The 20,374-nt window shown below is 62.4% G+C and carries 24 protein-coding genes; 12 read left to right on the top strand and 12 right to left on the bottom strand.

Annotation, left to right across the window (positions count from 1 at the left end):
- Positions 1–125: 125 nt before the first annotated feature.
- Positions 126–1,316 carry a benzoate/H(+) symporter BenE family transporter gene (locus CXQ80_RS17220; RefSeq protein ID WP_101323084.1) on the bottom strand — a complete coding sequence of 397 codons (1,191 nt, stop codon included), beginning with the start codon at positions 1,314–1,316 and terminating at the stop codon, positions 126–128.
- A gap of 142 nt (positions 1,317–1,458) precedes the next feature.
- Here CXQ80_RS17220 and CXQ80_RS17215 point away from each other — a divergent pair, with 142 nt between their 5' ends.
- Positions 1,459–2,061: a glutathione S-transferase family protein gene (locus CXQ80_RS17215; protein WP_101321604.1), complete on the top strand. Its 603-nt coding sequence runs from the start codon at positions 1,459–1,461 to the stop codon at positions 2,059–2,061.
- Between the two features lie 39 nt (positions 2,062–2,100).
- Here CXQ80_RS17215 and CXQ80_RS17210 read toward each other — a convergent pair whose 3' ends face one another.
- From CXQ80_RS17210 to CXQ80_RS17190, 5 genes are all read right to left on the bottom strand, one after another.
- Positions 2,101–2,472: a glutaredoxin gene (locus CXQ80_RS17210; protein ID WP_101321603.1), complete on the bottom strand. Its 372-nt coding sequence runs from the start codon at positions 2,470–2,472 to the stop codon at positions 2,101–2,103.
- Positions 2,473–2,533: 61 nt separating this feature from the next.
- Positions 2,534–3,079, bottom strand: a complete 546-nt coding sequence (gene folE / locus CXQ80_RS17205) for a GTP cyclohydrolase I FolE (protein WP_101321602.1) — start codon at positions 3,077–3,079, stop codon at positions 2,534–2,536.
- A 70-nt stretch (positions 3,080–3,149) separates the two neighbouring features.
- On the bottom strand, positions 3,150–3,710 hold the full coding sequence (locus CXQ80_RS17200) for a Smr/MutS family protein (protein ID WP_101321601.1): 561 nt from the start codon (positions 3,708–3,710) through the stop codon (positions 3,150–3,152).
- A gap of 188 nt (positions 3,711–3,898) precedes the next feature.
- Complete coding sequence (locus tag CXQ80_RS17195; RefSeq protein WP_101321600.1) at positions 3,899–4,219, bottom strand: hypothetical protein; 321 nt, start codon at positions 4,217–4,219, stop codon at positions 3,899–3,901.
- Positions 4,220–4,301: 82 nt separating this feature from the next.
- Positions 4,302–4,892 (bottom strand): cysteine hydrolase family protein, encoded by a 591-nt coding sequence (locus CXQ80_RS17190; RefSeq protein WP_101321599.1) that lies wholly within the window; start codon positions 4,890–4,892, stop codon positions 4,302–4,304.
- Between the two features lie 178 nt (positions 4,893–5,070).
- Between CXQ80_RS17190 and prmB the strand changes: the two genes are divergently transcribed.
- The gene (prmB, locus tag CXQ80_RS17185; protein ID WP_101321598.1) at positions 5,071–5,979 is read left to right on the top strand and encodes a 50S ribosomal protein L3 N(5)-glutamine methyltransferase; all 909 of its coding nucleotides are present in this window, start codon (positions 5,071–5,073) and stop codon (positions 5,977–5,979) included.
- A 134-nt stretch (positions 5,980–6,113) separates the two neighbouring features.
- Here the strand turns inward: prmB and CXQ80_RS17180 are convergent, their stop codons facing one another.
- Positions 6,114–6,899 (bottom strand): hypothetical protein, encoded by a 786-nt coding sequence (locus tag CXQ80_RS17180; RefSeq protein ID WP_101321597.1) that lies wholly within the window; start codon positions 6,897–6,899, stop codon positions 6,114–6,116.
- Positions 6,900–6,989: 90 nt separating this feature from the next.
- Positions 6,990–7,949, bottom strand: a complete 960-nt coding sequence (locus CXQ80_RS17175; protein ID WP_101321596.1) for an alpha/beta hydrolase — start codon at positions 7,947–7,949, stop codon at positions 6,990–6,992.
- A gap of 157 nt (positions 7,950–8,106) precedes the next feature.
- Here CXQ80_RS17175 and aroC point away from each other — a divergent pair, with 157 nt between their 5' ends.
- The 3 genes from aroC to CXQ80_RS17160 all read left to right on the top strand — a co-directional run bounded on the left by aroC (position 8,107) and on the right by CXQ80_RS17160 (position 10,952).
- Positions 8,107–9,198, top strand: coding sequence for a chorismate synthase (gene aroC, locus CXQ80_RS17170; protein WP_101321595.1), 1,092 nt, complete (start codon positions 8,107–8,109; stop codon positions 9,196–9,198).
- Positions 9,199–9,261: 63 nt separating this feature from the next.
- On the top strand, positions 9,262–10,416 hold the full coding sequence (locus CXQ80_RS17165; RefSeq protein WP_101321594.1) for an MFS transporter: 1,155 nt from the start codon (positions 9,262–9,264) through the stop codon (positions 10,414–10,416).
- Positions 10,416–10,952 (top strand): oxidase, encoded by a 537-nt coding sequence (locus CXQ80_RS17160; protein WP_101321593.1) that lies wholly within the window; start codon positions 10,416–10,418, stop codon positions 10,950–10,952. The genes CXQ80_RS17165 and CXQ80_RS17160 overlap by 1 nt, the downstream gene beginning before the upstream one ends.
- Positions 10,953–11,055: 103 nt before the next feature.
- Here CXQ80_RS17160 and CXQ80_RS17155 read toward each other — a convergent pair whose 3' ends face one another.
- Positions 11,056–11,328: a DUF3509 domain-containing protein gene (locus tag CXQ80_RS17155; RefSeq protein WP_101321592.1), complete on the bottom strand. Its 273-nt coding sequence runs from the start codon at positions 11,326–11,328 to the stop codon at positions 11,056–11,058.
- 270 nt (positions 11,329–11,598) lie between these two features.
- On the opposite strand from CXQ80_RS17155, the gene CXQ80_RS17150 reads away from it, so the two are divergent.
- Together CXQ80_RS17150 and CXQ80_RS17145 are read left to right on the top strand one after the other, a co-directional pair.
- Positions 11,599–12,120: an ankyrin repeat domain-containing protein gene (locus CXQ80_RS17150; protein WP_101321591.1), complete on the top strand. Its 522-nt coding sequence runs from the start codon at positions 11,599–11,601 to the stop codon at positions 12,118–12,120.
- Positions 12,121–12,179: 59 nt separating this feature from the next.
- Positions 12,180–12,710 carry a hypothetical protein gene (locus CXQ80_RS17145; RefSeq protein WP_101321590.1) on the top strand — a complete coding sequence of 177 codons (531 nt, stop codon included), beginning with the start codon at positions 12,180–12,182 and terminating at the stop codon, positions 12,708–12,710.
- 21 nt (positions 12,711–12,731) lie between these two features.
- Here the strand turns inward: CXQ80_RS17145 and CXQ80_RS17140 are convergent, their stop codons facing one another.
- Positions 12,732–13,682, bottom strand: coding sequence for a ZIP family metal transporter (locus CXQ80_RS17140; protein WP_101321589.1), 951 nt, complete (start codon positions 13,680–13,682; stop codon positions 12,732–12,734).
- Positions 13,683–13,806: 124 nt separating this feature from the next.
- Here CXQ80_RS17140 and CXQ80_RS17135 point away from each other — a divergent pair, with 124 nt between their 5' ends.
- The 4 genes from CXQ80_RS17135 (at position 13,807) to CXQ80_RS17120 (ending at position 17,174) form a co-directional block, all read left to right on the top strand.
- Entirely contained in the window at positions 13,807–13,998 is a 192-nt protein-coding gene (locus tag CXQ80_RS17135; RefSeq protein WP_101321588.1) for a PLDc N-terminal domain-containing protein, read from the top strand.
- A 190-nt stretch (positions 13,999–14,188) separates the two neighbouring features.
- A complete protein-coding gene (locus CXQ80_RS17130) occupies positions 14,189–16,264 on the top strand; it encodes an LTA synthase family protein (RefSeq protein WP_101321587.1) in 2,076 nt (691 codons plus the stop codon).
- Positions 16,265–16,411: 147 nt separating this feature from the next.
- Positions 16,412–16,648, top strand: a complete 237-nt coding sequence (locus CXQ80_RS17125) for a hypothetical protein (RefSeq protein WP_101321586.1) — start codon at positions 16,412–16,414, stop codon at positions 16,646–16,648.
- A gap of 193 nt (positions 16,649–16,841) precedes the next feature.
- The gene (locus CXQ80_RS17120; RefSeq protein ID WP_101321585.1) at positions 16,842–17,174 is read left to right on the top strand and encodes a ribonuclease E inhibitor RraB; all 333 of its coding nucleotides are present in this window, start codon (positions 16,842–16,844) and stop codon (positions 17,172–17,174) included.
- Positions 17,175–17,222: 48 nt separating this feature from the next.
- On the opposite strand, the gene CXQ80_RS17115 is transcribed toward CXQ80_RS17120, so the two are convergent.
- Positions 17,223–18,023, bottom strand: a complete 801-nt coding sequence (locus CXQ80_RS17115) for a cytochrome c (protein ID WP_101321584.1) — start codon at positions 18,021–18,023, stop codon at positions 17,223–17,225.
- A 527-nt stretch (positions 18,024–18,550) separates the two neighbouring features.
- On the opposite strand from CXQ80_RS17115, the gene CXQ80_RS17110 reads away from it, so the two are divergent.
- Complete coding sequence (locus tag CXQ80_RS17110) at positions 18,551–19,288, top strand: amidotransferase (protein WP_101321583.1); 738 nt, start codon at positions 18,551–18,553, stop codon at positions 19,286–19,288.
- 42 nt (positions 19,289–19,330) lie between these two features.
- Here the strand turns inward: CXQ80_RS17110 and CXQ80_RS17105 are convergent, their stop codons facing one another.
- Positions 19,331–20,302, bottom strand: a complete 972-nt coding sequence (locus CXQ80_RS17105; protein WP_101321582.1) for a magnesium and cobalt transport protein CorA — start codon at positions 20,300–20,302, stop codon at positions 19,331–19,333.
- Positions 20,303–20,374: the final 72 nt, after the last annotated feature.

Below are 20,374 nucleotides of genomic sequence, written 5' to 3'. Positions count from 1 at the left end.
CCCACAGAGTATTGCATTGCCCGAGAGCGGCAGGGCTCCGCGAACCTTGTGGGAGCGGGCTTGCCCGCGAAGGGCTGCGCAGCAGCCCCAGCATTGCTGACCGGCATTCAAGAAGACAGGCCGTATCAAGCCCTGCGCGGGTTGAGGATCAGCAGGGTAATCACCCCGGCAACAATCCCCCAGAACGCCGAGCCGATGGAGAACAGGCTCAACCCGGAGGCGGTGACCATGAAGGTGATCAACGCCGCCTCGCGCTCGCGTGGCTCGCTCATGGCCACGTTCAGGCCGTTCATGATCGAGCCAAACAACGCCAGTGCCGCAATCGACAGCACCAGCTCTTTGGGCAGGGCGGCAAACAGCGCGGCCAGGGTCGCGCCAAATACCCCGGCAATGCCGTAGAAAATCCCGCACCAGACTGCCGCGGTGTAGCGCTTGTTCGGGTCTTCATGGGCATGCGGGCCGGTGCAGATTGCCGCACTGATGGCCGCCAGATTGACCCCATGCGAGCCGAACGGCGCCAGCAGCAGTGAGGCGAAACCGGTGGCGGTGATTAGCGGCGAGGCCGGCACCTGGTATCCGTCGGCGCGCAGCACGGCCACGCCGGGCATGTTCTGCGAGGTCATCGCCACCACAAACAGCGGGATACCGATGCTGATGGTTGCTGCCAGCGAGAAGCTTGGAGTGGTCCACACCGGTGTAGCCACCTGCAGGTTGAAGTGGCTGAAGTCGAGCAGGCCCAACGCCCCCGATAACGCCGTACCGACCACCAGCGCAGCCAGCACGCAGTAGCGCGGCGACAGGCGCTTGACCAGCAGATAGCTGAAGAACATGCCCAGCACCAGCAGGGTACGGTGCTGTGCGGCGACGAAGATCTCGCTGCCGATCTTGAACAGGATGCCTGCCAGCAACGCCGAAGCCAGCGATGCCGGGATGCGCCTGACCAGGCGCTCGAAGCTGCCGGTCAGGCCGCAGATCAACACCAGCACGGCGCAGGTGATGTAGGCGCCGATGGCCTCGCCGTAGCTGACGCCGCCGAGGCTGGTGATCAACAGCGCGGCGCCCGGGGTCGACCAGGCCACGGTGATCGGTGTGCGATAGCGCAGCGACAAACCGATGCTGCAGATCGCCATGCCGATCGACAGCGCCCAGATCCACGAGGAGATCTGCGCAGTGGTCAGCCCGGCCGCCTGGCCGGCCTGGAACATCAGCACCAGCGAGCTGGTATAGCCCGTAAGCATGGCGATGAAGCCGGCGACCACCGCCGAGGGGGAGCTGTCTGCCAAGGGCCGCAGGCGCGCTGAGGTGGCATCGGTCATGGTGCTGTCCTTGTACATGTAAGTATTTTTTGCAGGCTAACGCGGCCAGGCTTGATCCTTGCCATACAGCGACCATTGCTTTTAGCCGTACAGTCGCCAACTATTGGCCCACGGTCGACAACTGCGCAGAGGGGAAGGGGCGATGTACAAGGTTTACGGCGATTACAAATCGGGCAACTGCTACAAGGTCAAGCTGATGCTGAACCTGCTCGGGCATGAATTTGAATGGCACCCGGTGGACATTCTCAAAGGCGAGACCGAAACCCCGGCGTTTCTCGCCAAGAACCCTAACGGCAAGGTGCCGGTGCTCGAGCTTGAAGACGGCACCTGCCTGTGGGAGTCGAACGCGATTCTCAACTTCCTCGCCGATGGCAGCGAGTTCCTGCCGACCGAGCCGCGCCTGCGAACGCAAGTGTTGCAGTGGCAGTTCTTCGAGCAGTACAGCCATGAGCCGTACATCGCCGTGGCGCGGTTCATTCAGTACTACCTGGGCCTGCCGGATGACCGCCTGGAAGAATACAAAGGCTTGCACAAGGGCGGCTACAAGGCGCTCAAGGTGATGAACAAGCAGCTGGAGATGACCCCATACCTGGTCGGCGAGCAGTATTCGATTGCCGATGTGGCGCTGTATGCCTACACCCACGTGGCGCATCAGGGCGGCTTTGACCTGGCTGGCTACCCTGCGGTGCGCGAGTGGTTGGCGCGGGTGGCTGAGCACCCACGGCATGTGCCGATGGGGGAGTGAGGGCGGCGTAGGTGGGGCTGCAAAGCAGCCCCGGCATTCTCAGGCGGTACCGAAGCGCTGATCCAGATAAGCAATGATTGCCTTGGACTCATACATCCAGGTCACTTCTCCGGCTTCTTCGATGCGCAGGCACGGTACTTTGACTCGGCCGCCGCCTTCGAGCAGCGCCTGGCGATGCAGCGGGTCGTTCTTGGCATCGCGCAGCGCCACCGGCACGTTCAACCGATGCAGGTTACGCCGGGTCTTCACGCAGAACGGGCAGGCATGAAACTGGTACAAAGCCAGGCCCTTGGCCTGCTGCTCGACCGCAGCCTGGGCCGCGGCATTGCGCTTGCGCTTGGCTGGGCGGCTGATCAAGTCACCGAACACGATAAGCTGGCCGAGGCCGACCCGCAGGGCTTTGACGATCATGGGCAACTCCTGAACAAATAAAAAACCGACCCATCAGGGTCGGTTCGGGATCACCAGCCGATCACTTGATCAGGCTGAGAAACTCGCTGCGAGTCGCGGCATTGGCGCGGAACTCACCGAGCATCACCGAAGTGATCATGCTCGAATTCTGCTTTTCGACGCCGCGCATCATCATGCACATGTGCTTGGCCTCGATAACCACGGCCACGCCGGCAGCGCCAGTGACCTTCTCGATCGCCTCGGCGATCTGGCGGCTGAGGTTTTCCTGGATCTGCAGGCGGCGGGCGTACATGTCGACGATCCGCGCGACCTTGGACAGGCCGATCACTTTACCCTTGGGCAGGTAGGCTACATGCGCCTTGCCAATGAACGGCAGCATGTGGTGTTCACACATCGAATACAGCTCGATGTCCCGCACCAACACCATCTCGCTGTTGTCGGAGGTGAACAGCGCGCCGTTGGTGACCTCTTCCAGGGTCTGTTGATAACCGCGGCAAAGGTACTGCATGGCCTTTGCGGCCCGCTTTGGCGTGTCGAGCAGGCCTTCGCGGGAGACGTCCTCGCCAATCTGGCTGAGGATCTCGGTGTAGTTCTGTTCCAGGGACATGGATCTACCTGTGGGAGTAAACGCAAATACGCAAGGGTACGGCGGCAACGACGGCGCTGCAAGCGCGGCGTTATTCGTCGCGGCCGTCGAGCATGGTTCGTTTCAGAATCACGTATACCGCGCCAGTGCCGCCGTGGCGCGCCTGGCATGAGGTGAAGCCGAGTACCTGAGGGTGTTGGCGCAGCCAGGTATTGACGTGACTCTTGATCATCGGCCGCTTGCCGTCCAGGCGCGCAGCCTTGCCGTGGGTCACACGCACGCAGCGCACTTCCAGCTTGGTGGCTTCGGCGAGAAACGCCCAGAGGATCTCGCGGGCTTTCTCGACGCTCATGCCGTGCAGGTCGATGCTGCCTTCAAAGGCGATCTGGCCGAGCTTGAGCTTGCGCAGCTGGCTTTCCTGCACGCCATCGCGGCGCCATGACAGCTCGTCTTCGGCGGCTACGTCGATGACGAACTGGTCAGACATGCCGTCAACCACCAGCGGCTGATCACTGCGTACCGTGGCGGACTGGCGCAGGCCGGCCAGCTGCTTGCGGTCAGGCTTGGCTTTGCCGACCTCGGCGCGGTCATGCTTGATCGGCTTTACGCCGCGCACTTCGGCATGGAACAGGGAAAAGTCATCGTCTTGCATGCAGGCCTCCACGTGGGCCGGGGAGTTTACGCGAGTCTGCGGATCAGCGGGAGGCAGCTGGGGCCAGCTTTGCTGGCCTTTCGCGACACGAGGCCGCTCCTACAGGGGCTGCGTCTACCCAGCCTGACGCGGTCGCTGTAGGAGCGGCCTTGTGTCGCGAAAGGGGCGCAAAGCGGCCCCGAGGAACGTCAGTCGTGCTTCTTCATCAAGTGCGGGGCAATGTTCAATTCACGGCCACGGCGCAACCTGATCCGGCTGCGCCGCCACAACCAAACCCCCAGCCACAGCAACAACACGCCGCCACCCAGCACGGTCGCTGCCAGCGGCCGGTTGGCATTCAAATCCGCCAGCGCTGCATAGTTGCCCAGCAAACCGGCAAACCCGGCCATCATCAACAGGATGCCCAAGGTCGCGATCAGCACAGACAGGCCAGCGCCCAACCGCGCCGTCCAGTTGCGCGGCGGGCGCGAGCGCAGGCGCTTGGCGTCGAAACTGTCAGAAAGCTTCATTGCGGATTTCCTCTGCGCTATCGGCCATTCGACCCACCTGCAGTCACCCGGTTCCGCCCGCCCGGCAGGCGCCTAACCGTGCTCAGACCAGGCTGGCAGTCGGTGCAACACAGGCAAAGTTGTCGGCCATCACGGCCATTTCGCCCTGGTGAATCTGTGCCGCTGGAATGACCGTGTCCTTGAACGCCAGATCGCGCGTGGCGGAGGCATCTTCGACCAGCGTGCAACGATAACCATAGTCCTTGGCGCGGCGCACCGTGGTGCTGACGCTGGAATGGCTCATGAAGCCGCACACGATCAGGTCCAGATGGCCCTTGTTCTGCAGGGTTTCGTGCAGCGAGGTGTTCTTGAAGGCATTGGGCATGCGCTTTTCGATGACGATCTCGTCACCGCGTGGCTCCAAGCCTTCGATGAACTCGCCGCGCGGGCCTTGTGGATCGAACAGGCCGCCAACGGTGCCCAGGTGGCGCACATGGATGATCGGCCGGCCAGCCTTGCGCGCCGCGTCGAGCAACCTGGCGATGTTGGCCACGGCCTCGTCCATGCCCGACAGTTGCAGGGGACCACTGAGGTACTCCTTCTGCGCATCGATGATGATCAGGCTGGCGTTGCCCAGCTTGGCCGGCGGATAGTCGCGGCCGCTGAGGCGGAACATCGTGGTTGGAACAGACATCAAGGGCTCCTTGAGCAGGGCTTTTGTCGGGCTATTGTCCCCTGCTTGGCGACCAATGGGAATGGTTGACATTGCAAGCGATGCAATTACTGGCATCTGTCCCACCGGCAGGGCGTTGGTGGAACATTTCAGCGGGTGGGCCTGTTAGACTTTCAGGCTGTCTGAAAAGGAGTCCCCCGTGATCACTTCACGCCTGCGCACTCTGCGCGACCATATTCGCTGGGCGGTCAGCCGCTTCCACGAGAACGAGCTGTTCTTCGGCCACGGTGCCGACAATGCCTGGGACGAAGCCCGCCTGCTGGTGCTGGGCTCGGTGCATCTGCCGTGGGAAATCGCCGACAGCTACCTCGACTGCCGCCTGGAAGACGATGAGCGCGTGCGCCTGCTGCACCTGCTCAAGCGCCGCATCGAAGACCGCGTGCCGACCGCTTACCTGCTCGGCGAAGCGTGGTTCTGTGGTATGTCGTTCATTGTCGATGAGCGCGTGCTGGTGCCGCGTTCGCCGATTGGCGAGCTGCTGGAAAAGCGCTTCGAGCCATGGCTGGCGCAGGAGCCTGCGCGCATTCTCGACCTGTGCACCGGCTCTGGCTGCATTGGTATCGTCGCGGCTGACGTGTTCCCCGAGGCCGAGGTGGTGCTGGCCGACCTGTCCTTCGACGCTCTCGAAGTGGCCAACCAGAACATCGAACGGCATGGCCTCGATCAGCGCGTGTTCACCGTGCAGGGCGATGGTTTCGCCGGTCTGCCGGGGCAGCGCTTCGACCTGATCCTGTCCAACCCGCCGTATGTCGATGCCGAAGACTTCGCCGACATGCCGGCCGAATATCACCACGAGCCTGAGTTGGGCCTGGCCTGCGGCAACGATGGCCTGGACCTGGTGCGGCGCATGCTCGCCGAAGCGGCCGAGCACCTGACCGACAAGGGCTTGCTGATTGTCGAAGTGGGCAACAGCCAGGTCCACGTCGAGGCGCTGTACCCCGAGGTCGACTTCACCTGGCTTGAGTTCGAGCGGGGCGGCCATGGCGTGTTCATGCTGACTGCCGAGCAGTGCCGTCAGCACCAGGAGCTGTTCCAGGCGCGGGTCTGATTTGATTGTTTTGGGGCCGCTTTGCGGCCCTTCGCGGGCAAGCCCACTCCCACAGGATTTTGCAGCGCCGCCGTAACCTGTGGGAGCGGGCTTGCCCGCGAAGGGCTGGAAAACGGCCCCGCCTGGCTAGCCGATCAGCGTGTAGCGATCCAGATCAGCAGGCCTGCCTGGAACACCGCAAAGGCCACCAGGCAGGTGATGGTGAAGCGCAGCCCGCCGTCTTCGCGACGGTACTTGGCCACGCGTTCATCCCGCTCGCGGATCTGAGCTTCTTTCTCCAGCAAGGTCTGCTCGGCCTGTTGCAGCATGCCGGCCGATTCGAGGATGTCCACCCGCTGGACTTTCTCGGTGTTCCAGCCACCCTTGAGCTGGCTGACGGCAAGCGCGGGCGTGCGCCCTTTGAGCAGTTGCCCTTCTACGTACTCGACTTCAACACCGACGCAGCGCAGCACATTGTCGCGGCGCAGGCGGGTGTCTTCGTTGAGTGCGTCCTTGTTTGGCAGTGCCACCGTCTCGATCTGGTAGTGCGACCAGTTGGCCTGCAGCCACTGCACCGCCTGGGCGAACAGAAACCGGCCCAGGCCGCGGTTGAGCGGCTCCATCTGCAGCCCGTTTTCGCTGCCAATCGACACCCGTTGCAGCTGGTGATCGACGCGGATGTCGAGCTGATTCTGCTCTTTGCGCACCTTTTGTCCCGGCAGGGTGATCTGCATGCGCAGCAGGCTGTGCTCTTTGCTGTGGCGCTCGGCATAGCCAAACTGCACAAAACGCAGCGGTCGCGGGCCGGTGTGGCGGTCGGTGGGCAATGGCGCCAGGCGCAGCAACTGGAAGTGCTCGGCGGCCAGATCCGCCCAAGGCAGCGGGGCGCTCTCCGGGGCTTGCGGCTCTGCGGTCGCTTCGGCGGCTGGGGCATCGGTCATCACGGTCGTCCTCGAATCGGGGTCGGCCAGTCAAACGCGGGCCAATGCCTGCTTATCGGCAGACGCAGGCAAGACCTGAGGGCGATCTACTCAGGCTGGTGGCAATTGCCGGATAAAAGCGACGATCCGCTGGCCAAGTTCGCGCGCCAGCGGCAGCTCTGGATTCTGGTAGGTTTCCCGTTGGCCACTGATGTCCCGCGGGCTGATGCGCAGGGTGTGGTTCATGCCATCGATCAACACCAGTTGCGCATCGGGCTTGGCCGCCTTGAGCAGCTCGGCGTCGGCCACATCCACCTGCACGTCGTTGCGGCCCTGGATGATCAGCGCCGGCACCTTGAGTTGGGCGAACGCTGCGGCCGGGTCTTGACGCAGCAGCGAGATCAAGTACGGCTGCACGGTCGGGCGGAACACCTGGCGCAGTGGCACCGGTACGTTGAGGCTGGTCTGCCCGGCCTGCAGGCTGTCGAGCAATGCGGTGCCCTGGGCCAGTTGCGCCGGCGCCAGGCGCTGGGCCAGTTGTTCGCGGATGACTTCGGCTACCGGACGACCGCTGCCGGACAGGCTGATCACGGCGCTGGCGCCGGCTTGTTCAGCGGCCAGGGTGGCAATCAGCGCGCCCTCGCTGTGGCCGAGCAGAATCAGCGGGCCGAAGCGCGGGTCGGCCTTGAGCTTGTGCGCCCAGGCCACGGTATCGGCCACATATGCCTCGACGCTGAGGTTGCGTTCGTCTGGAGTCGCCGGCTGGCTGGCGGCCACGCCACGCTTGTCGAAGCGCACGCTGGCGATGTGTTCGCCGGCCAGTAGCAAGGCCAGCCGCTTGAGGTTGTCGATGCGCCCGCCCGCCGGGTTGTTGCCATCGCGGTCGGTCGGCCCGGAGCCGGCAATGATCAGCACCACCGGCGGCGGGGTGTCCTGTTGTGGCAACAGCAGGCTGCCGTACAGCACGCCATGGCCAGTATCGAGTTCGATCGGGCGTTGCAGAACGGTCGGGGCGGCGGCATTGGCGAGGGTGCTGCACAGCAGCACGAGCAGGGCGGTGAGGCGCAGCATGGGCAGGGCTTCGTAGTGAGTTGACGGTTTGACCCAGCGCTCTGACGAAGGTTCTGGCGGCTGCAGGCAACAAATCAGCCCGCAGACTCGTCGCAAGGCGGCTGCTTTCCGTATACTGCCCGCTGCACCCCATTCAGGCTGATTTCGCGGAGCGTCCATGTCCGGCAATACCTACGGCAAGCTGTTCACTGTTACCACCGCTGGCGAAAGCCATGGCCCGGCGTTGGTCGCCATTGTCGATGGGTGTCCGCCAGGTCTGGAAATTTCCCAGGCCGACCTGCAGCGCGACCTCGACCGGCGCAAGCCTGGCACCAGCCGTCACACCACCCAGCGCCAGGAGCCGGACGAAGTCGAAATCCTCTCCGGCGTGTTCGAAGGGCGCACCACCGGCTGCTCGATCGGCCTGCTGATCCGCAACACTGACCAGAAGTCCAAGGACTACTCGGCGATCAAGGACCTGTTCCGCCCGGCCCACGCTGACTACACCTATCACCACAAATACGGTGAGCGTGATTACCGTGGTGGCGGGCGCAGCTCGGCCCGCGAAACGGCCATGCGTGTAGCGGCAGGTGCCATCGCCAAGAAATACCTGGCCGGCCTTGGCATCACCGTGCGTGGCTACATGAGCCAGCTCGGCCCGATCGAAATCCCGTTCAAGACCTGGGACAGCGTCGAAGACAACGCCTTCTTCAGCCCCGACCCGGACAAGGTACCGGAGCTCGAGGCCTACATGGACCAGCTGCGCCGCGACCAGGACTCGGTCGGGGCCAAGATCACCGTGGTTGCCGAAGGCGTCATGCCTGGCCTGGGCGAGCCGATCTTCGATCGCCTCGATGCCGAACTTGCCCACGCGCTGATGAGCATCAACGCGGTCAAAGGCGTGGAAATCGGCGCCGGCTTTGCCAGCGTCGCCCAGCGCGGCACCGAGCACCGTGACGAGCTGACCCCGCAAGGCTTCCTCAGCAACAATGCCGGCGGCATTCTCGGCGGGATCTCCTCGGGCCAGCCGATTGTCGCCCACCTGGCCTTGAAGCCGACCTCGAGCATCACCACCCCAGGCCAGTCGATCGATATCCATGGCAATCCGGTGGAGGTCATCACCAAGGGTCGCCATGACCCGTGCGTTGGCATCCGCGCCACGCCGATCGCCGAGGCGATGATGGCCCTGGTGCTGATGGACCATCTGCTGCGCCACCGCGCGCAAAACGCCAATGTGCAGGTAACGACGCCGGTCCTGCGCCAGCTGTAAATTTCGCTCGCCACGGGCGGCCTGCGTGCGGGCCGCCAACGGCAGTACATGACGACCCCGCCCATGCCGCCCATCCCGTACTGGCGCCTGTCCAGTTTCTACCTCTGTTACTTCGCATTGCTCGGCTCTACTGCGCCGTTTCTGGCGCTGTATTTCGATCATCTGGGATTTTCTCCGGCGCGGATTGGCGAGTTGGTCGCGATCCCCATGCTGATGCGCTGCGTGGCGCCCAACCTGTGGGGTTGGCTGGGTGATCGCAGCGGTCAGCGGCTGTTGATCGTGCGCCTCGGCGCGCTGGCGACCCTGGCCAGTTTCTCGTTGATCTTCTTCGGCAAGAGCTACGCCTGGCTGGCGCTGGTGATGGCCCTGCATGCGTTCTTCTGGCACGCGGTATTGCCGCAGTTCGAGGTGATTACGCTGGCCCACCTACATGGCCAGACCTCGCGCTACAGCCAGGTACGGCTGTGGGGCTCGATCGGCTTTATTCTGGCGGTGGTGGGACTGGGCCAGTTGTTCGAATGGCTGAGCCTGGATATCTACCCGCTGGCGCTGGTGGCGATCATGGCCGGGATTTTCGGCGCCAGCCTGTGGGTGCCTAACGCCCAGCCGGTGGAGAACGCCGAACGCAGCAGGGCAGGGGGATTCGGTCGCCAGCTGCTGGCGCCAGGGGTGATTGCCTTTTATCTGTGCGTGGCGTTGATGCAGCTCAGCCACGGCCCGTACTACACCTTCCTCACCCTGCACCTGGAGCATCTGGGTTACAGCCGCGGCAGCATCGGTTTGCTGTGGGCACTCGGGGTTGTTGCGGAAGTGCTGATGTTCATGGCCATGAGCCGGCTGTTCGCGCGCTTTTCGGTGCGCCAGGTGCTGCTGGTCAGCTTTGTTTTGGCGGGCTTGCGCTGGCTGCTGTTAGGTAGTCTGGCCGACCATGCTGGCGTGCTGATCGTTTCGCAGTTGCTCCACGCGGCCACCTTCGGCTGCTTCCATGCCGCCTCGATCGCCTTCGTCCAGGCCAGCTTCGGCGCCCGCCAGCAAGGCCAGGGCCAGGCGCTGTATGCGGCGCTGTCCGGCACTGGCGGCGCGCTTGGCGCGTTGTATGCGGGCTACAGCTGGAACCTGTTGGGCCCCAACTTCACCTTTGGTATGGCCAGCGTCGCAGCCTTTGCCGCAGCCGGTATCATTGCCACTCGAATGACCGATAGCAGGAACAGCCCCTGATGAGCATCCTCAGTGTTTTCCACCCCTCCAGCCCCGGCCAGCCGAACAAGGTTCTGACCCACCACGACGACATCACCGCCACCTTGGCCGAACACGGCGTGCATTTTGCCCGGCAACCTGCAGATGTACGTATTCGTCCGGGTACGCCGGATGATCAGGTGCTCGATGCCTGGCGTGAGCGGCTCGATCAGTTGCTGACCGCCAACGGTTTCAGCGCGGTCAGCCTGCTCAATCAGGCAGGTGCCATCGAGTCGCAGATCGACCTGCGCGACGAGCATGTGCACAGCAGCGACGAGCTGTTCGCCGTGATCAGCGGACGTGCTCAAATGGCTCTGCGTCTAGGCGAATTTGTTTTTGCGGTGGTATGTGAGAAGGGCGATGTATTGCACGTGCCGGCACAGACGCAACGCTGGATTGATCTGGGTAACTCGCCGTTTTGCCTGGCGGCGCGATTGTTCCGCGATCAGCAAGGCGTGCAAGCACAATTCACCGGGGATCCGGCAGCAAGGGAATTTTTGGGGATGGACGAACTCTGAAGGGTAGTGCTGGCGAGGATTGCGCCCTCGCCAGCGCTGCAAGGCTGCTCCTGTAAGGCCTGAACAGGCTGTACAGAATCAGCTTCGCGCAGGTGCTTTTTGCTTAACGATAAGTCGGCAGTGCAAAGCGCTGCTGGCTTTGCAGCATGTTGATCATCGGCAGTTCGCTGGCTTGTTCAGCCAGGTCGCGGCGGATAGCGCTGATGGCCCACGACAGCTGCTCGGCACTGTGCATTTGACCGTAGGTCAGGACACGGCGGGTAACTTTGCCATCGGCAGCACGCAGGGTCAGCAGGATACCGCCGTCAGGGCGTGGCTGAGTGTTGACCGAGTAGGCGGAAAAGACCGAGGCGAATTTTTGCTGAATAAGGTCCATATCAACTCCTGGCTGAATGTGTGTGCAGACGTTGAGTTGATGGTTGCAGTGACCGTGCCAGCTTTTGCCATGTAAAAAACCCCTTTAAAATCAGCAGCTTGAACCTATTATTGATTTTGCGCCTCGTGCAGTGTGCAAGGTCATGCAATTTGCACAGTGCATTTTGCAAGGTAATAGCCGCAGCCTCTTGCCCCCATAGAATCTGAACCTTTGACCCACTGGCAGTGCCTCACCAACACTTGGGCCATCCATTTTGCCAGGAGGTTACAGATGTCCGACCAACAGCCCGCCACCATGAATGACGATGAAGCAGCCGCATTTGCCGACGAGGTGTTCGACCGCGCCCGGCGTGGCGACGCCGACATGTTAGGGCGCCTGCTCGACAGCGGCCTGCCGGTCAACCTGCGTAACCACAAGGGCGATACCCTGCTGATGCTTGCCAGCTACCACGGCCATCATCAGGCCGTGCGCGTGCTGCTCGAGCACGGCGCCGATCCGCTGATTGCCAACGACAACGGCCAGTTGCCGATTGCTGGCGCGGCGTTCAAGGGTGACCTGCCGATGATCGAGCTGCTGATCGAGCATGGGGTACCGGTGGATGCCGCCGCTGCCGACGGGCGTACGGCGTTGATGCTGGCGGCAATGTTCAACCGCAGCGAAATTCTTGAGTTCCTGCTGGCCAAGGGCGCAGACCCGGTACGCCAGGATGTGCGCGGTGCCAACGCCCTGGCAGCAGCGCAGACCATGGGTGCGGCCGACACCGCAGCACGCTTGCAGGCGCTCGCCGGCTAACCCTCAGGGGGCGTTTGCGGCTATCCTTGGTGACATTTTTCACCTTGCAGAGCCCCCACATGAAAGACCAACTGCGCGAATTCATCAGCCTCATCGGTGCCGGCTGCATGCCCGATGACGAGATCGAGCGCATTGCCGACGAGGCCGCTCAGGCCTACGCCGACCCCGCCGCATTCCTCGCTGCCAACCCAGACATCAACTACGACGACAGCTACCCGATGCCGCTGGGCGAGTGGATCGTGCTCGGCAGCTTGCCGGAGACGGTGGTGTTCATCGGTGACAGCTATCAGGAGTTGTTCCAGGCGATCAGCGAGTCGTTCGACAGTAGCGTCGCCCTCAACCTCAAGCCCAAGCAACTGGCCAAGACCGAGGCGCTGACTGCGCTCAACCGCATTCAGGTGCAGATGGCTGCCTTGAACAAGGAGGCCGGCGGCTATGTACTGCTCAACTTCAGCCAGTTACTGGACGAGGAGCTGCAGATGGTCATGGTTGGCCAGCATGACCTGGCGCGGGTGCTGGAGCTGGGCCAGCAACTGAATATCAAGGTCGAGCCGGCACTGGAAGCCTTGAAGGTCGCCGTCCACGTCTGAGCCGGGGATCGCGCGCCGGGGTTAGCCCAGCGCGGTATCGAGAAACATCATCACCGCAAAGCCGCCCATCAAGCCCAGCGTTGCCGAAGTCTGGTGGCCATTGCGGTGGGTTTCGGGGATCACTTCGTGGGACACCACAAAGATCATCGCGCCAGCCGCCAGGCCCATGCTGATCGGGTAGGCCAGGGCAAAGCCGGTAGAGATGCCCAGGCCGATCACCGCGCCTAGCGGTTCCATCAAGCCCGAGCCGACAGCAACCAGCGCCGCTTTGAAGTTCGACAGCCCGGTCGCGCGCAGGGCCAGGGCGACTGCCAGGCCTTCGGGGATATCCTGAATGGCAATGGCGCTGGTCAGCGGCAGGCCGACAGCCATGTCGCCATTGGTGAAACTGACGCCGATGGCCATGCCCTCGGGCAGGTTGTGCAGGGTGATCGCCAGCACAAACAGCCACACCCGATTTATCCGCTCGGCCTCCGGCCCTTGCCGGCCGACGGTTTCGTGCTCATGCGGGGTGAAGCGGTCCAGGCCGAGCATCAGCAACACGCCCAGGCCCATGCCGACCACCACGGTCAGTGCTGCTGCTGCGCCGTTGCCGGTAATTTCCCGGGCTGCTTCCAGCCCCGGCAGAATCAACGAGAACGAACTGGCCGCGAGCATCATGCCGGCGGCAAAGCCGAGCATCACATCCTGGCTACGCGAGCTGACATCGCGCAGCACCACCGCCAATACCGCGCCCAGCGCCGTCGCGCCAAAGCCGGCGAGGCCACCTAGGACGGCCAGGTGCAGGTTCTCCGAGTGATCGCCATTGACCGCATTCCACATGCTGGCGCCGAGCAAGCCGAGGATGGCCAGCAAGGCCACCCCCAGGCCGAAGCTCAGCCACGGCGACGCCTGCGCATGCTGGCGCAGACTACTGAACAGGCGGGAAACGGTCGGGCTGTCGACGGCGCTGTCGGTGTGAGCGGGGGGCATGCGAACCTCTGGGCAATGGATGAAGCAGTCTAAGCAGTGACCGCGCCTGCTCGCCAAGGATTCCCTTCTATCGACGTGATAGGCGACTATGCTCACCGGACATGACTTTATGGGGAGTACCTGCATGGGATCGACATTCAACGGCCTGATCGGCCTGATTATTCTTGCCCTGGATATCTGGGCGATCATCAATGTGGTCAAAAGCGGCGGGTCCACGGGCAGTAAATTGCTCTGGATCCTGCTGATTCTGGTGCTGCCAGTAGTGGGCCTGATCATCTGGGCCATCGCCGGGCCGCGCGGCAACGTGCGCGTCTGACCCGCTTGGCGGCAGTCAGCCCCGTGCCAGCGCGGAGCTGACTGCACAGTCGCTGTTTCGTGACACAATTTTCACACTGGATTAACCAGAATCCGCGCCGCACAATGCCGCGTTTGCCCTATCGCCACGACCGCTGGCAGGGCTTATGGGCGCTGTCGCCTTCCCGCAAACTCCTAGGATCTCCCCATTCATGGCTAACACGGATGCCTTGAAACAACGGGCCGTGCCGGTTCGTTCCGCGCCAACCCTGCAATCGCACCTGGCCTACACCTTGCTCTGCGGCCTGGTCATCATGCTGATGCTCAGCCTGGTACGCCTTGGCCTGCTGGTCTACAACAGCGACATGATCGGCGATACGCCGTATTCCACGGTTGCCGAGGGCTTCCTCAATGGCCTGCGCTTCGACCTGCGGGTGGTGGTGTACCTGAGCATCCCGCTGCTGCTGGCGATCCTCAGCCCGGCCGCGATGGCAGCACGTGGTGTATTCCGCGTGTGGCTGACGATCGCCTCGAGCGTGGTCATGTTCCTTGGCCTGATGGAGCTGGACTTCTATCGCGAGTTCCACCAGCGCCTCAACGGACTGGTGTTCCAGTACGTCAAGGAAGACCCGAAAACCGTCCTGAGCATGCTCTGGTACGGCTTCCCGGTGGTGCGCTATCTGCTCGCCTGGGTGATCGGCACCTGGCTGCTGAGCCTGTTGTTCAAAGGCATCGATCGGCTGACCCGGCCTGCCAGCGGCGCGCTGCACGGCAACCCGCGCCCGCCTGTGGCCTGGTATTACCGCCTGGCCGTATTCATGGTGATCCTGCTGATTGCCGTGATTGCCGCCCGTGGCACCCTGCGCCAAGGCCCGCCGATGCGCTGGGGCGACGCCTTCACCACCGACTCCAACTTCATCAACCAGCTGGGCCTCAATGGCACCCTGACCCTGATCGACGCTGCCAAGAGCCGTTTCGGCGAAGATCGCGCCAATGTCTGGAAGCCGGTGCTCGATCAGCAAGTGGCACAGCAAACTGTGCGTGACCTGCTGCTGACGCCGCACGACACCCTGGTCGATGCCGACGAAGCTGCGATCCGCCGTGATTTCGTACCGCCAGCCGAGCGCACCCTGCCGATCAAGAACGTCGTGGTGATCCTGATGGAGAGCTTTGCCGGTCACTCGGTGGGCGCGCTGGGCAGCCCCAACAACATCACGCCGTACTTCGACAAGCTGGCCAAGGAGGGTCTGCTGTTCGACCGCTTCTTCTCCAACGGCACCCATACCCATCAGGGCATGTTTGCCACCATGGCGTGCTTCCCCAACCTGCCGGGCTTCGAATACCTGATGCAGACCCCTGAGGGCGGCCACAAACTGTCCGGCCTGCCGGCGCTGCTCAGTGCCCGCGACTACGACGATGTGTACGTCTACAACGGCGACTTTGCCTGGGACAACCAGTCCGGTTTCTTCGGCAACCAGGGCATGACCACCTTTATCGGCCGTAACGACTTCGTCAATCCGGTGTTCTCCGATCCAACCTGGGGTGTGTCCGACCAGGACATGTTCGACCGTGGTGCCGAAGAGCTGGCAAAAAACTACGGCAAGAAACCGTTCTACGCCTTGCTGCAGACGCTTTCCAACCACACGCCGTACGCGCTGCCCAAAGACCTGCCGGTTGAGCCTGTGACCGGCCAGGGCCGTCTCGACGAGCACCTGACCGCCATGCGTTATTCCGACTGGGCGCTGGGCCAGTTCTTCGAGAAGGCGCGTAAAGAGCCGTACTTCAAGGAGACCCTGTTCGTCATCGTTGGCGACCACGGCTTTGGTAACCATCAACAGGTCACCGAGCTCGATCTGGGCCGCTTCAACGTGCCGCTGCTGTTGATCGGTCCGGGCATCCAGGAGAAGTTCGGCGCGGTCGACCACACCGTCGGCACCCAGGTCGACATCGTGCCGACCATCATGGGCCGCCTGGGTGGTCAGACCCGTCATCAGTGCTGGGGCCGTGACCTGCTCAACCTGCCGGAAGGCGACCAGGGCATGGGCATGATCAAGCCATCGGGTAGCGAGCAGATCGTCGGCCTGGTCAAGGGCGACCGGATTTTGATCGAGTCCAAGGACATGACCCCGCGCATGTATCGCTACCAGCTGGGCAGCGAGTTCAAGGCCGAACTGATCGAAAGCCCGGATCAGCCCGAACTGCTGAAAAACCTCGAAGCCTACATCCAGACCGCTACCAAGAGCCTGCTCGACAACACCGCAGGCGTGGTCCACGGCACGCCCAAATAGGGCGCGCTGAGGCACCGTGAAGGGCTCGCCGGGTAACCGGCGGGCCCTTTTTCATGTGCGCCTGGCGAGCGCGCTGAACAACTTCTGCAGCCAGTGGTCAAGCTAGAACGGATGTCAGTCAATTCCGTATCCACCGAGGGTTATTCGATGAAAGAGTGGGAAGTCATCTTTGCCGACCAGAAAGGTGAACCGACGACGCTGCTGCTTACCGGCGATCAGCGTCCCAGTGATGAAGAGGCGGCACGCGCAATACGCACCAAGCTTTTTCCGCTTTTGAATGAACTGGATTTGAATGACTTCCAGGACCGTAGCGACGCGCCGACGGCACGCTGGCTCAAGGAGCAGAACGGCGTAACCATCAGCGACATCCGCGAACTGCCTTGAGCAGCCCCTCTGGCGTAGTACTGCGATAAGCACTACGCTAGTCTCACGCATCGGCCTCTTCTGCGGGCCGACGCGGTTTTCTTCGCGTCTTGCATCAGCTCGATCAGCTCGGCTTGTTTGCGGCCCTTCCCGGCGCCGGCAAGTGCGTAGTGCACGGAAAGTCTATCCATTGCATTATTCAGGAGGACGATTCATGAGCAGCCAGAACGACGACATCAGCAGCAATGTCCTGCGCCAGATGAAAGCTGGCGGTTTTGACTTCACCCAGATCCACCCCATCGAGTTCTATGCGGTATTTCCAGATGAAAGCGGCGCCCGCCAGGCGGCCGGGCGGTTTCGTGGCGAGTCGTTGAATGCTCAGGTACGAGAACGTGATGATGGCGGCTGGAACCTTGAGTTGAGCAAGATCATGTATGCAACCTACCGCGGCATCGGTGCCTTCGAAGAGGCCTTCGAGGGGGTGGTTTCGCCCCTCGGTGGCGAAGTCGAAGGCTGGGGCGTCAAGCACGAGCGGCAAACCGCTTAAGTGCCATGGCCATTCGCGAGTGCGCTCGCGAATGGCTCTACCTGCGGCTCACCCTTTGCGCTTGCTCATGTGCGTCAGGTACGCCAGCAGCGCGTCCAGTTCCTGTTCACTCAATACACTTTCGGCAAAGCCAGGCATTTTTGCCTGCGACCACTGGCGCAAGCTTTGTGGGTCGCGAATGTATTTGCGCAAAAACGCCGGCTGGAAGTACTCGGTAGGATTGTAGGGGCGATTCAGCTCCGGGCCGAACTGCGCATCACCGGCGCCATTGAGGCGGTGGCAGGCCATGCAGTTCTGTTGATACAGGGCAAAGCCCTGGCGTACCGGGTCGTCACTGGGCAGGCCGGCTTCGGGCAGAAGTGCCGGGAAGCGTTGCTCGACCGCTGCCAGGCGGCGAATGGTGGCGATCTGGAAGGGCCATTGCTCCGGGCGGATGGCACTGGCCTTAGGGTTGCTCCAGACCAGATAGAATGGCCCGGCGCTCGGCTGGTCTTTACCCAGTGCGGGCCATGGCTTGGCGCTGTCCTCTACCGCCAGCCACGCCTGCGCGGGGCCATTGGCCAACAGCGGCGCAGCGGGCATCTCGGCAGCAAAGCCATCCAGCGCAATGGCCTGCAGGTGTTCGCCTGGCTGCACGCCCTCGAGCAACACAGCCAAGGGCACTACGCGGTAATGCATGGGCCGCTTGTAGGCGACGTCTGCCGGAATGTCGATATCACGTGCCTGCGGATGGGCAAGCAGCTCAGCAGTTTGCCAATGGCGCGTGCGCTCACCCAGCTCAAGGTTCAGCTGCGCCGCAGCCACGGGCAGGCTGAGCAGCAGTGCCAGCAGGGCGAAGGTGATGCGCATAGGTAATCTCCAACCGGTGAGATCGGCAGATTACCTACGCAGTGTCTGAAATAGCCACACAAGCTGTCAGCCAAACAGCCGAGAAAGGTTCGGCAAGATCAGCAGCAAGGTGGTAGCGAACAATATGAGTCCGGCTTGGCGTACTTTTGATTGTCTGAACATGGCGGACCGCCTTCTTGTTGTTATTCCTGAATAGCCGTTGGCTTCCCTTTGCCGGGTCGGGTCGATCACAGCGGCGTGGCTACACGCCGGTTCTGCTGACCTCCTGCTTTTGGGTATACATCCAACAGTAGGGTGTAGGTTATGCATGTTTGAGAACCCTTTGTTCTAAGTGCGGGCTTTGTCATTCAAGTTTCATTTAAGGCCACTTGCCAGCAGCCCGATATGTCTGGGCTAGACCGCTGCGCGATGGGGGTTACCAAGGGTGACACCCCTTACCGTTCGTCAGTACAGCCTACTTGCTTGTACGTGTCTTTCGCGGCAGTCTCTACAGCCAAACCCTCCTTGTGTCGTTCAGGACTATCGCTATGTCGTTACGCATCTGCATCCTTGAAACCGACGTCCTGCGGCCAGAGCTGACGGCGCAGTACCAGGGTTACGGCAGGATGTTCGAGCAGCTGTTCTTGCGTCAGTCGGTCAACCAGGCCGAGTTTCGTGTGTACAACGTGATGAACGGCGACTATCCCCCCGAGGGCGAGCGCTTCGATGCGTATCTGGTGACCGGCAGCAAGGCCGACTCATTCGGCGATGATCCGTGGATCCAGACCCTCAAGGCGTACCTGCTCAAGCTGTACGAGCGTGGTGACAAGTTGCTCGGTGTGTGCTTTGGCCACCAACTGCTGGCGCTGGTGCTCGGCGGCAAGGCCGAACGTGCCGACCGTGGCTGGGGCGTGGGCGTGCACCGCTACACCCTGGCTGCGCATGCGCCATGGATGGACCCGCAGGTAACCGAGTTGACCCTGCTGATCAGCCACCAGGATCAGGTCACTCAGCTGCCCAAAGGCGCCACGGTGATTGCTTCAAGCGATTTCTGCCCGAACGCTGCCTACCATGTGGGCGATCAGGTGCTGTGCTTTCAGGGCCATCCTGAGTTTGTCCATGATTACTCGCGGGCACTGCTCGATGCCCGCCAGGAGCATTTGGGGGACGAGGTTTACCAGCGCGCCATTGCCAGCCTCAAGCTGGAGCACCAAGGCGATCTGGTTGGCGAGTGGATGCTGCGCTTTGTTGCGCACGCATCGAGCGCCAAGGAAGGCGCCGCCTGAGGCAGTTGTCAGGAGCTGCCAGCGCGGCTCCTGCTTATCCCGCTACAACCAACCCGAGCGCTTGAAACTGGCGAACAGCCCGGTGCAGCCGAGGCCGATCACGCTCAGCACGGCAAAGTAGCCGTAGTGCCAGCTTAGCTCGGGCATATTCTGGAAATTCATCCCGTAGATCCCGGCAATCGCCGTTGGGAACGCCAGGATCGCTGCCCACGCGGCGAACTTGCGCTGGGTAATGCTCTGGCGTGACGACTCCAGCAGCATGCCGATCTCGATGGTCTGGCTGGCGATATCGCGAATGCTCACCAGGTCTTCCATCTGCCGGGTGACGTGGATCTGCACGTCGCGAAAATACGGGCGCATGTTTTTGTCGATGAAGGGGAAGCTCAGCCGCTGCAGCTCTTCGCTGATTTCCACCATCGGCGCCACGTAGCGGCGCAGGCGCAGGATGTCGCGGCGCAGGCTGTGCAGGCGGCGGATGTCGTCTTCCATCAGCGAACTGCTGAGCACGCTCTGTTCCAGCTCCTCGATCTCGCCGTGGATCGCTTCGCTGACTGGCTGGTAATTCTCGGTGACGAAGTCGAGCAGGGCATACAGCACGAAGTCTTCACCGTGATCGAGCAGCAACGGTCGGGCTTCGCAGCGCTGGCGCACCAGCGCGTAGGATTTGGAGTGGCCGTTGCGGCAGGTGATGATGTAGCCGTTGCCGGCAAAGATGTGCGTTTCGATGAATTCCAGCTTGCCGTCCTGCCGCACCGGCGAATAGGTGACGATGAACAGCGCATCGCCGAAGGTTTCCAGCTTGGGCCGGCTGTGTTTCTCCAGCGCGTCCTCGATGGCCAGCTCATGCAGGTTGAACTGGCACTGCAGGCTGGCCAGCTCTTCGGCGCTGGGCGCTTCCAGGCCGATCCAGACGAAGTGGCCGGGCTTTTTCGCCCACTCACTGCCCTCGTCGATGCTGATGTTGGTGACCTTTCTTCCGGCGCTGTACACCGCCGCTGCGACGACTCGACCCATGGCTGTCCGCTTGTTCGGTTGACTATGTCGGACAGCTTGGTCGGTCTGCGCCGCGCAGGCAACCTCGGCGCG

This window comes from Pseudomonas sp. 02C 26 (assembly GCF_002843585.1).
GTDB classification, from domain to species: Bacteria; Pseudomonadota; Gammaproteobacteria; order Pseudomonadales; family Pseudomonadaceae; genus Aquipseudomonas; species Aquipseudomonas shirazensis.
This window is presented reverse-complemented; position numbering and strand designations above follow the sequence as displayed.

Excerpts from the sequence above, each read along its gene's own strand:
- CXQ80_RS17220 (WP_101323084.1), bottom strand. The coding sequence starts at position 1,316 with ATGACCGATGCCACCTCAGCGCGCCTGCGGCCCTTGGCAGACAGCTCC.
- CXQ80_RS17215 (WP_101321604.1), top strand. The coding sequence starts at position 1,459 with ATGTACAAGGTTTACGGCGATTACAAATCGGGCAACTGCTACAAGGTC.
- CXQ80_RS17210 (WP_101321603.1), bottom strand. The coding sequence starts at position 2,472 with ATGATCGTCAAAGCCCTGCGGGTCGGCCTCGGCCAGCTTATCGTGTTC.
- folE (WP_101321602.1), bottom strand. The coding sequence starts at position 3,079 with ATGTCCCTGGAACAGAACTACACCGAGATCCTCAGCCAGATTGGCGAG.
- CXQ80_RS17200 (WP_101321601.1), bottom strand. The coding sequence starts at position 3,710 with ATGCAAGACGATGACTTTTCCCTGTTCCATGCCGAAGTGCGCGGCGTA.
- CXQ80_RS17195 (WP_101321600.1), bottom strand. The coding sequence starts at position 4,219 with ATGAAGCTTTCTGACAGTTTCGACGCCAAGCGCCTGCGCTCGCGCCCG.
- CXQ80_RS17190 (WP_101321599.1), bottom strand. The coding sequence starts at position 4,892 with ATGTCTGTTCCAACCACGATGTTCCGCCTCAGCGGCCGCGACTATCCG.
- CXQ80_RS17180 (WP_101321597.1), bottom strand. The coding sequence starts at position 6,899 with ATGACCGATGCCCCAGCCGCCGAAGCGACCGCAGAGCCGCAAGCCCCG.
- CXQ80_RS17175 (WP_101321596.1), bottom strand. The coding sequence starts at position 7,949 with ATGCTGCGCCTCACCGCCCTGCTCGTGCTGCTGTGCAGCACCCTCGCC.
- aroC (WP_101321595.1), top strand. The coding sequence starts at position 8,107 with ATGTCCGGCAATACCTACGGCAAGCTGTTCACTGTTACCACCGCTGGC.
- CXQ80_RS17165 (WP_101321594.1), top strand. The coding sequence starts at position 9,262 with ATGCCGCCCATCCCGTACTGGCGCCTGTCCAGTTTCTACCTCTGTTAC.
- CXQ80_RS17160 (WP_101321593.1), top strand. The coding sequence starts at position 10,416 with ATGAGCATCCTCAGTGTTTTCCACCCCTCCAGCCCCGGCCAGCCGAAC.
- CXQ80_RS17155 (WP_101321592.1), bottom strand. The coding sequence starts at position 11,328 with ATGGACCTTATTCAGCAAAAATTCGCCTCGGTCTTTTCCGCCTACTCG.
- CXQ80_RS17150 (WP_101321591.1), top strand. The coding sequence starts at position 11,599 with ATGTCCGACCAACAGCCCGCCACCATGAATGACGATGAAGCAGCCGCA.
- CXQ80_RS17145 (WP_101321590.1), top strand. The coding sequence starts at position 12,180 with ATGAAAGACCAACTGCGCGAATTCATCAGCCTCATCGGTGCCGGCTGC.
- CXQ80_RS17140 (WP_101321589.1), bottom strand. The coding sequence starts at position 13,682 with ATGCCCCCCGCTCACACCGACAGCGCCGTCGACAGCCCGACCGTTTCC.
- CXQ80_RS17135 (WP_101321588.1), top strand. The coding sequence starts at position 13,807 with ATGGGATCGACATTCAACGGCCTGATCGGCCTGATTATTCTTGCCCTG.
- CXQ80_RS17130 (WP_101321587.1), top strand. The coding sequence starts at position 14,189 with ATGGCTAACACGGATGCCTTGAAACAACGGGCCGTGCCGGTTCGTTCC.
- CXQ80_RS17125 (WP_101321586.1), top strand. The coding sequence starts at position 16,412 with ATGAAAGAGTGGGAAGTCATCTTTGCCGACCAGAAAGGTGAACCGACG.
- CXQ80_RS17120 (WP_101321585.1), top strand. The coding sequence starts at position 16,842 with ATGAGCAGCCAGAACGACGACATCAGCAGCAATGTCCTGCGCCAGATG.
- CXQ80_RS17115 (WP_101321584.1), bottom strand. The coding sequence starts at position 18,023 with ATGCGCATCACCTTCGCCCTGCTGGCACTGCTGCTCAGCCTGCCCGTG.
- CXQ80_RS17110 (WP_101321583.1), top strand. The coding sequence starts at position 18,551 with ATGTCGTTACGCATCTGCATCCTTGAAACCGACGTCCTGCGGCCAGAG.
- CXQ80_RS17105 (WP_101321582.1), bottom strand. The coding sequence starts at position 20,302 with ATGGGTCGAGTCGTCGCAGCGGCGGTGTACAGCGCCGGAAGAAAGGTC.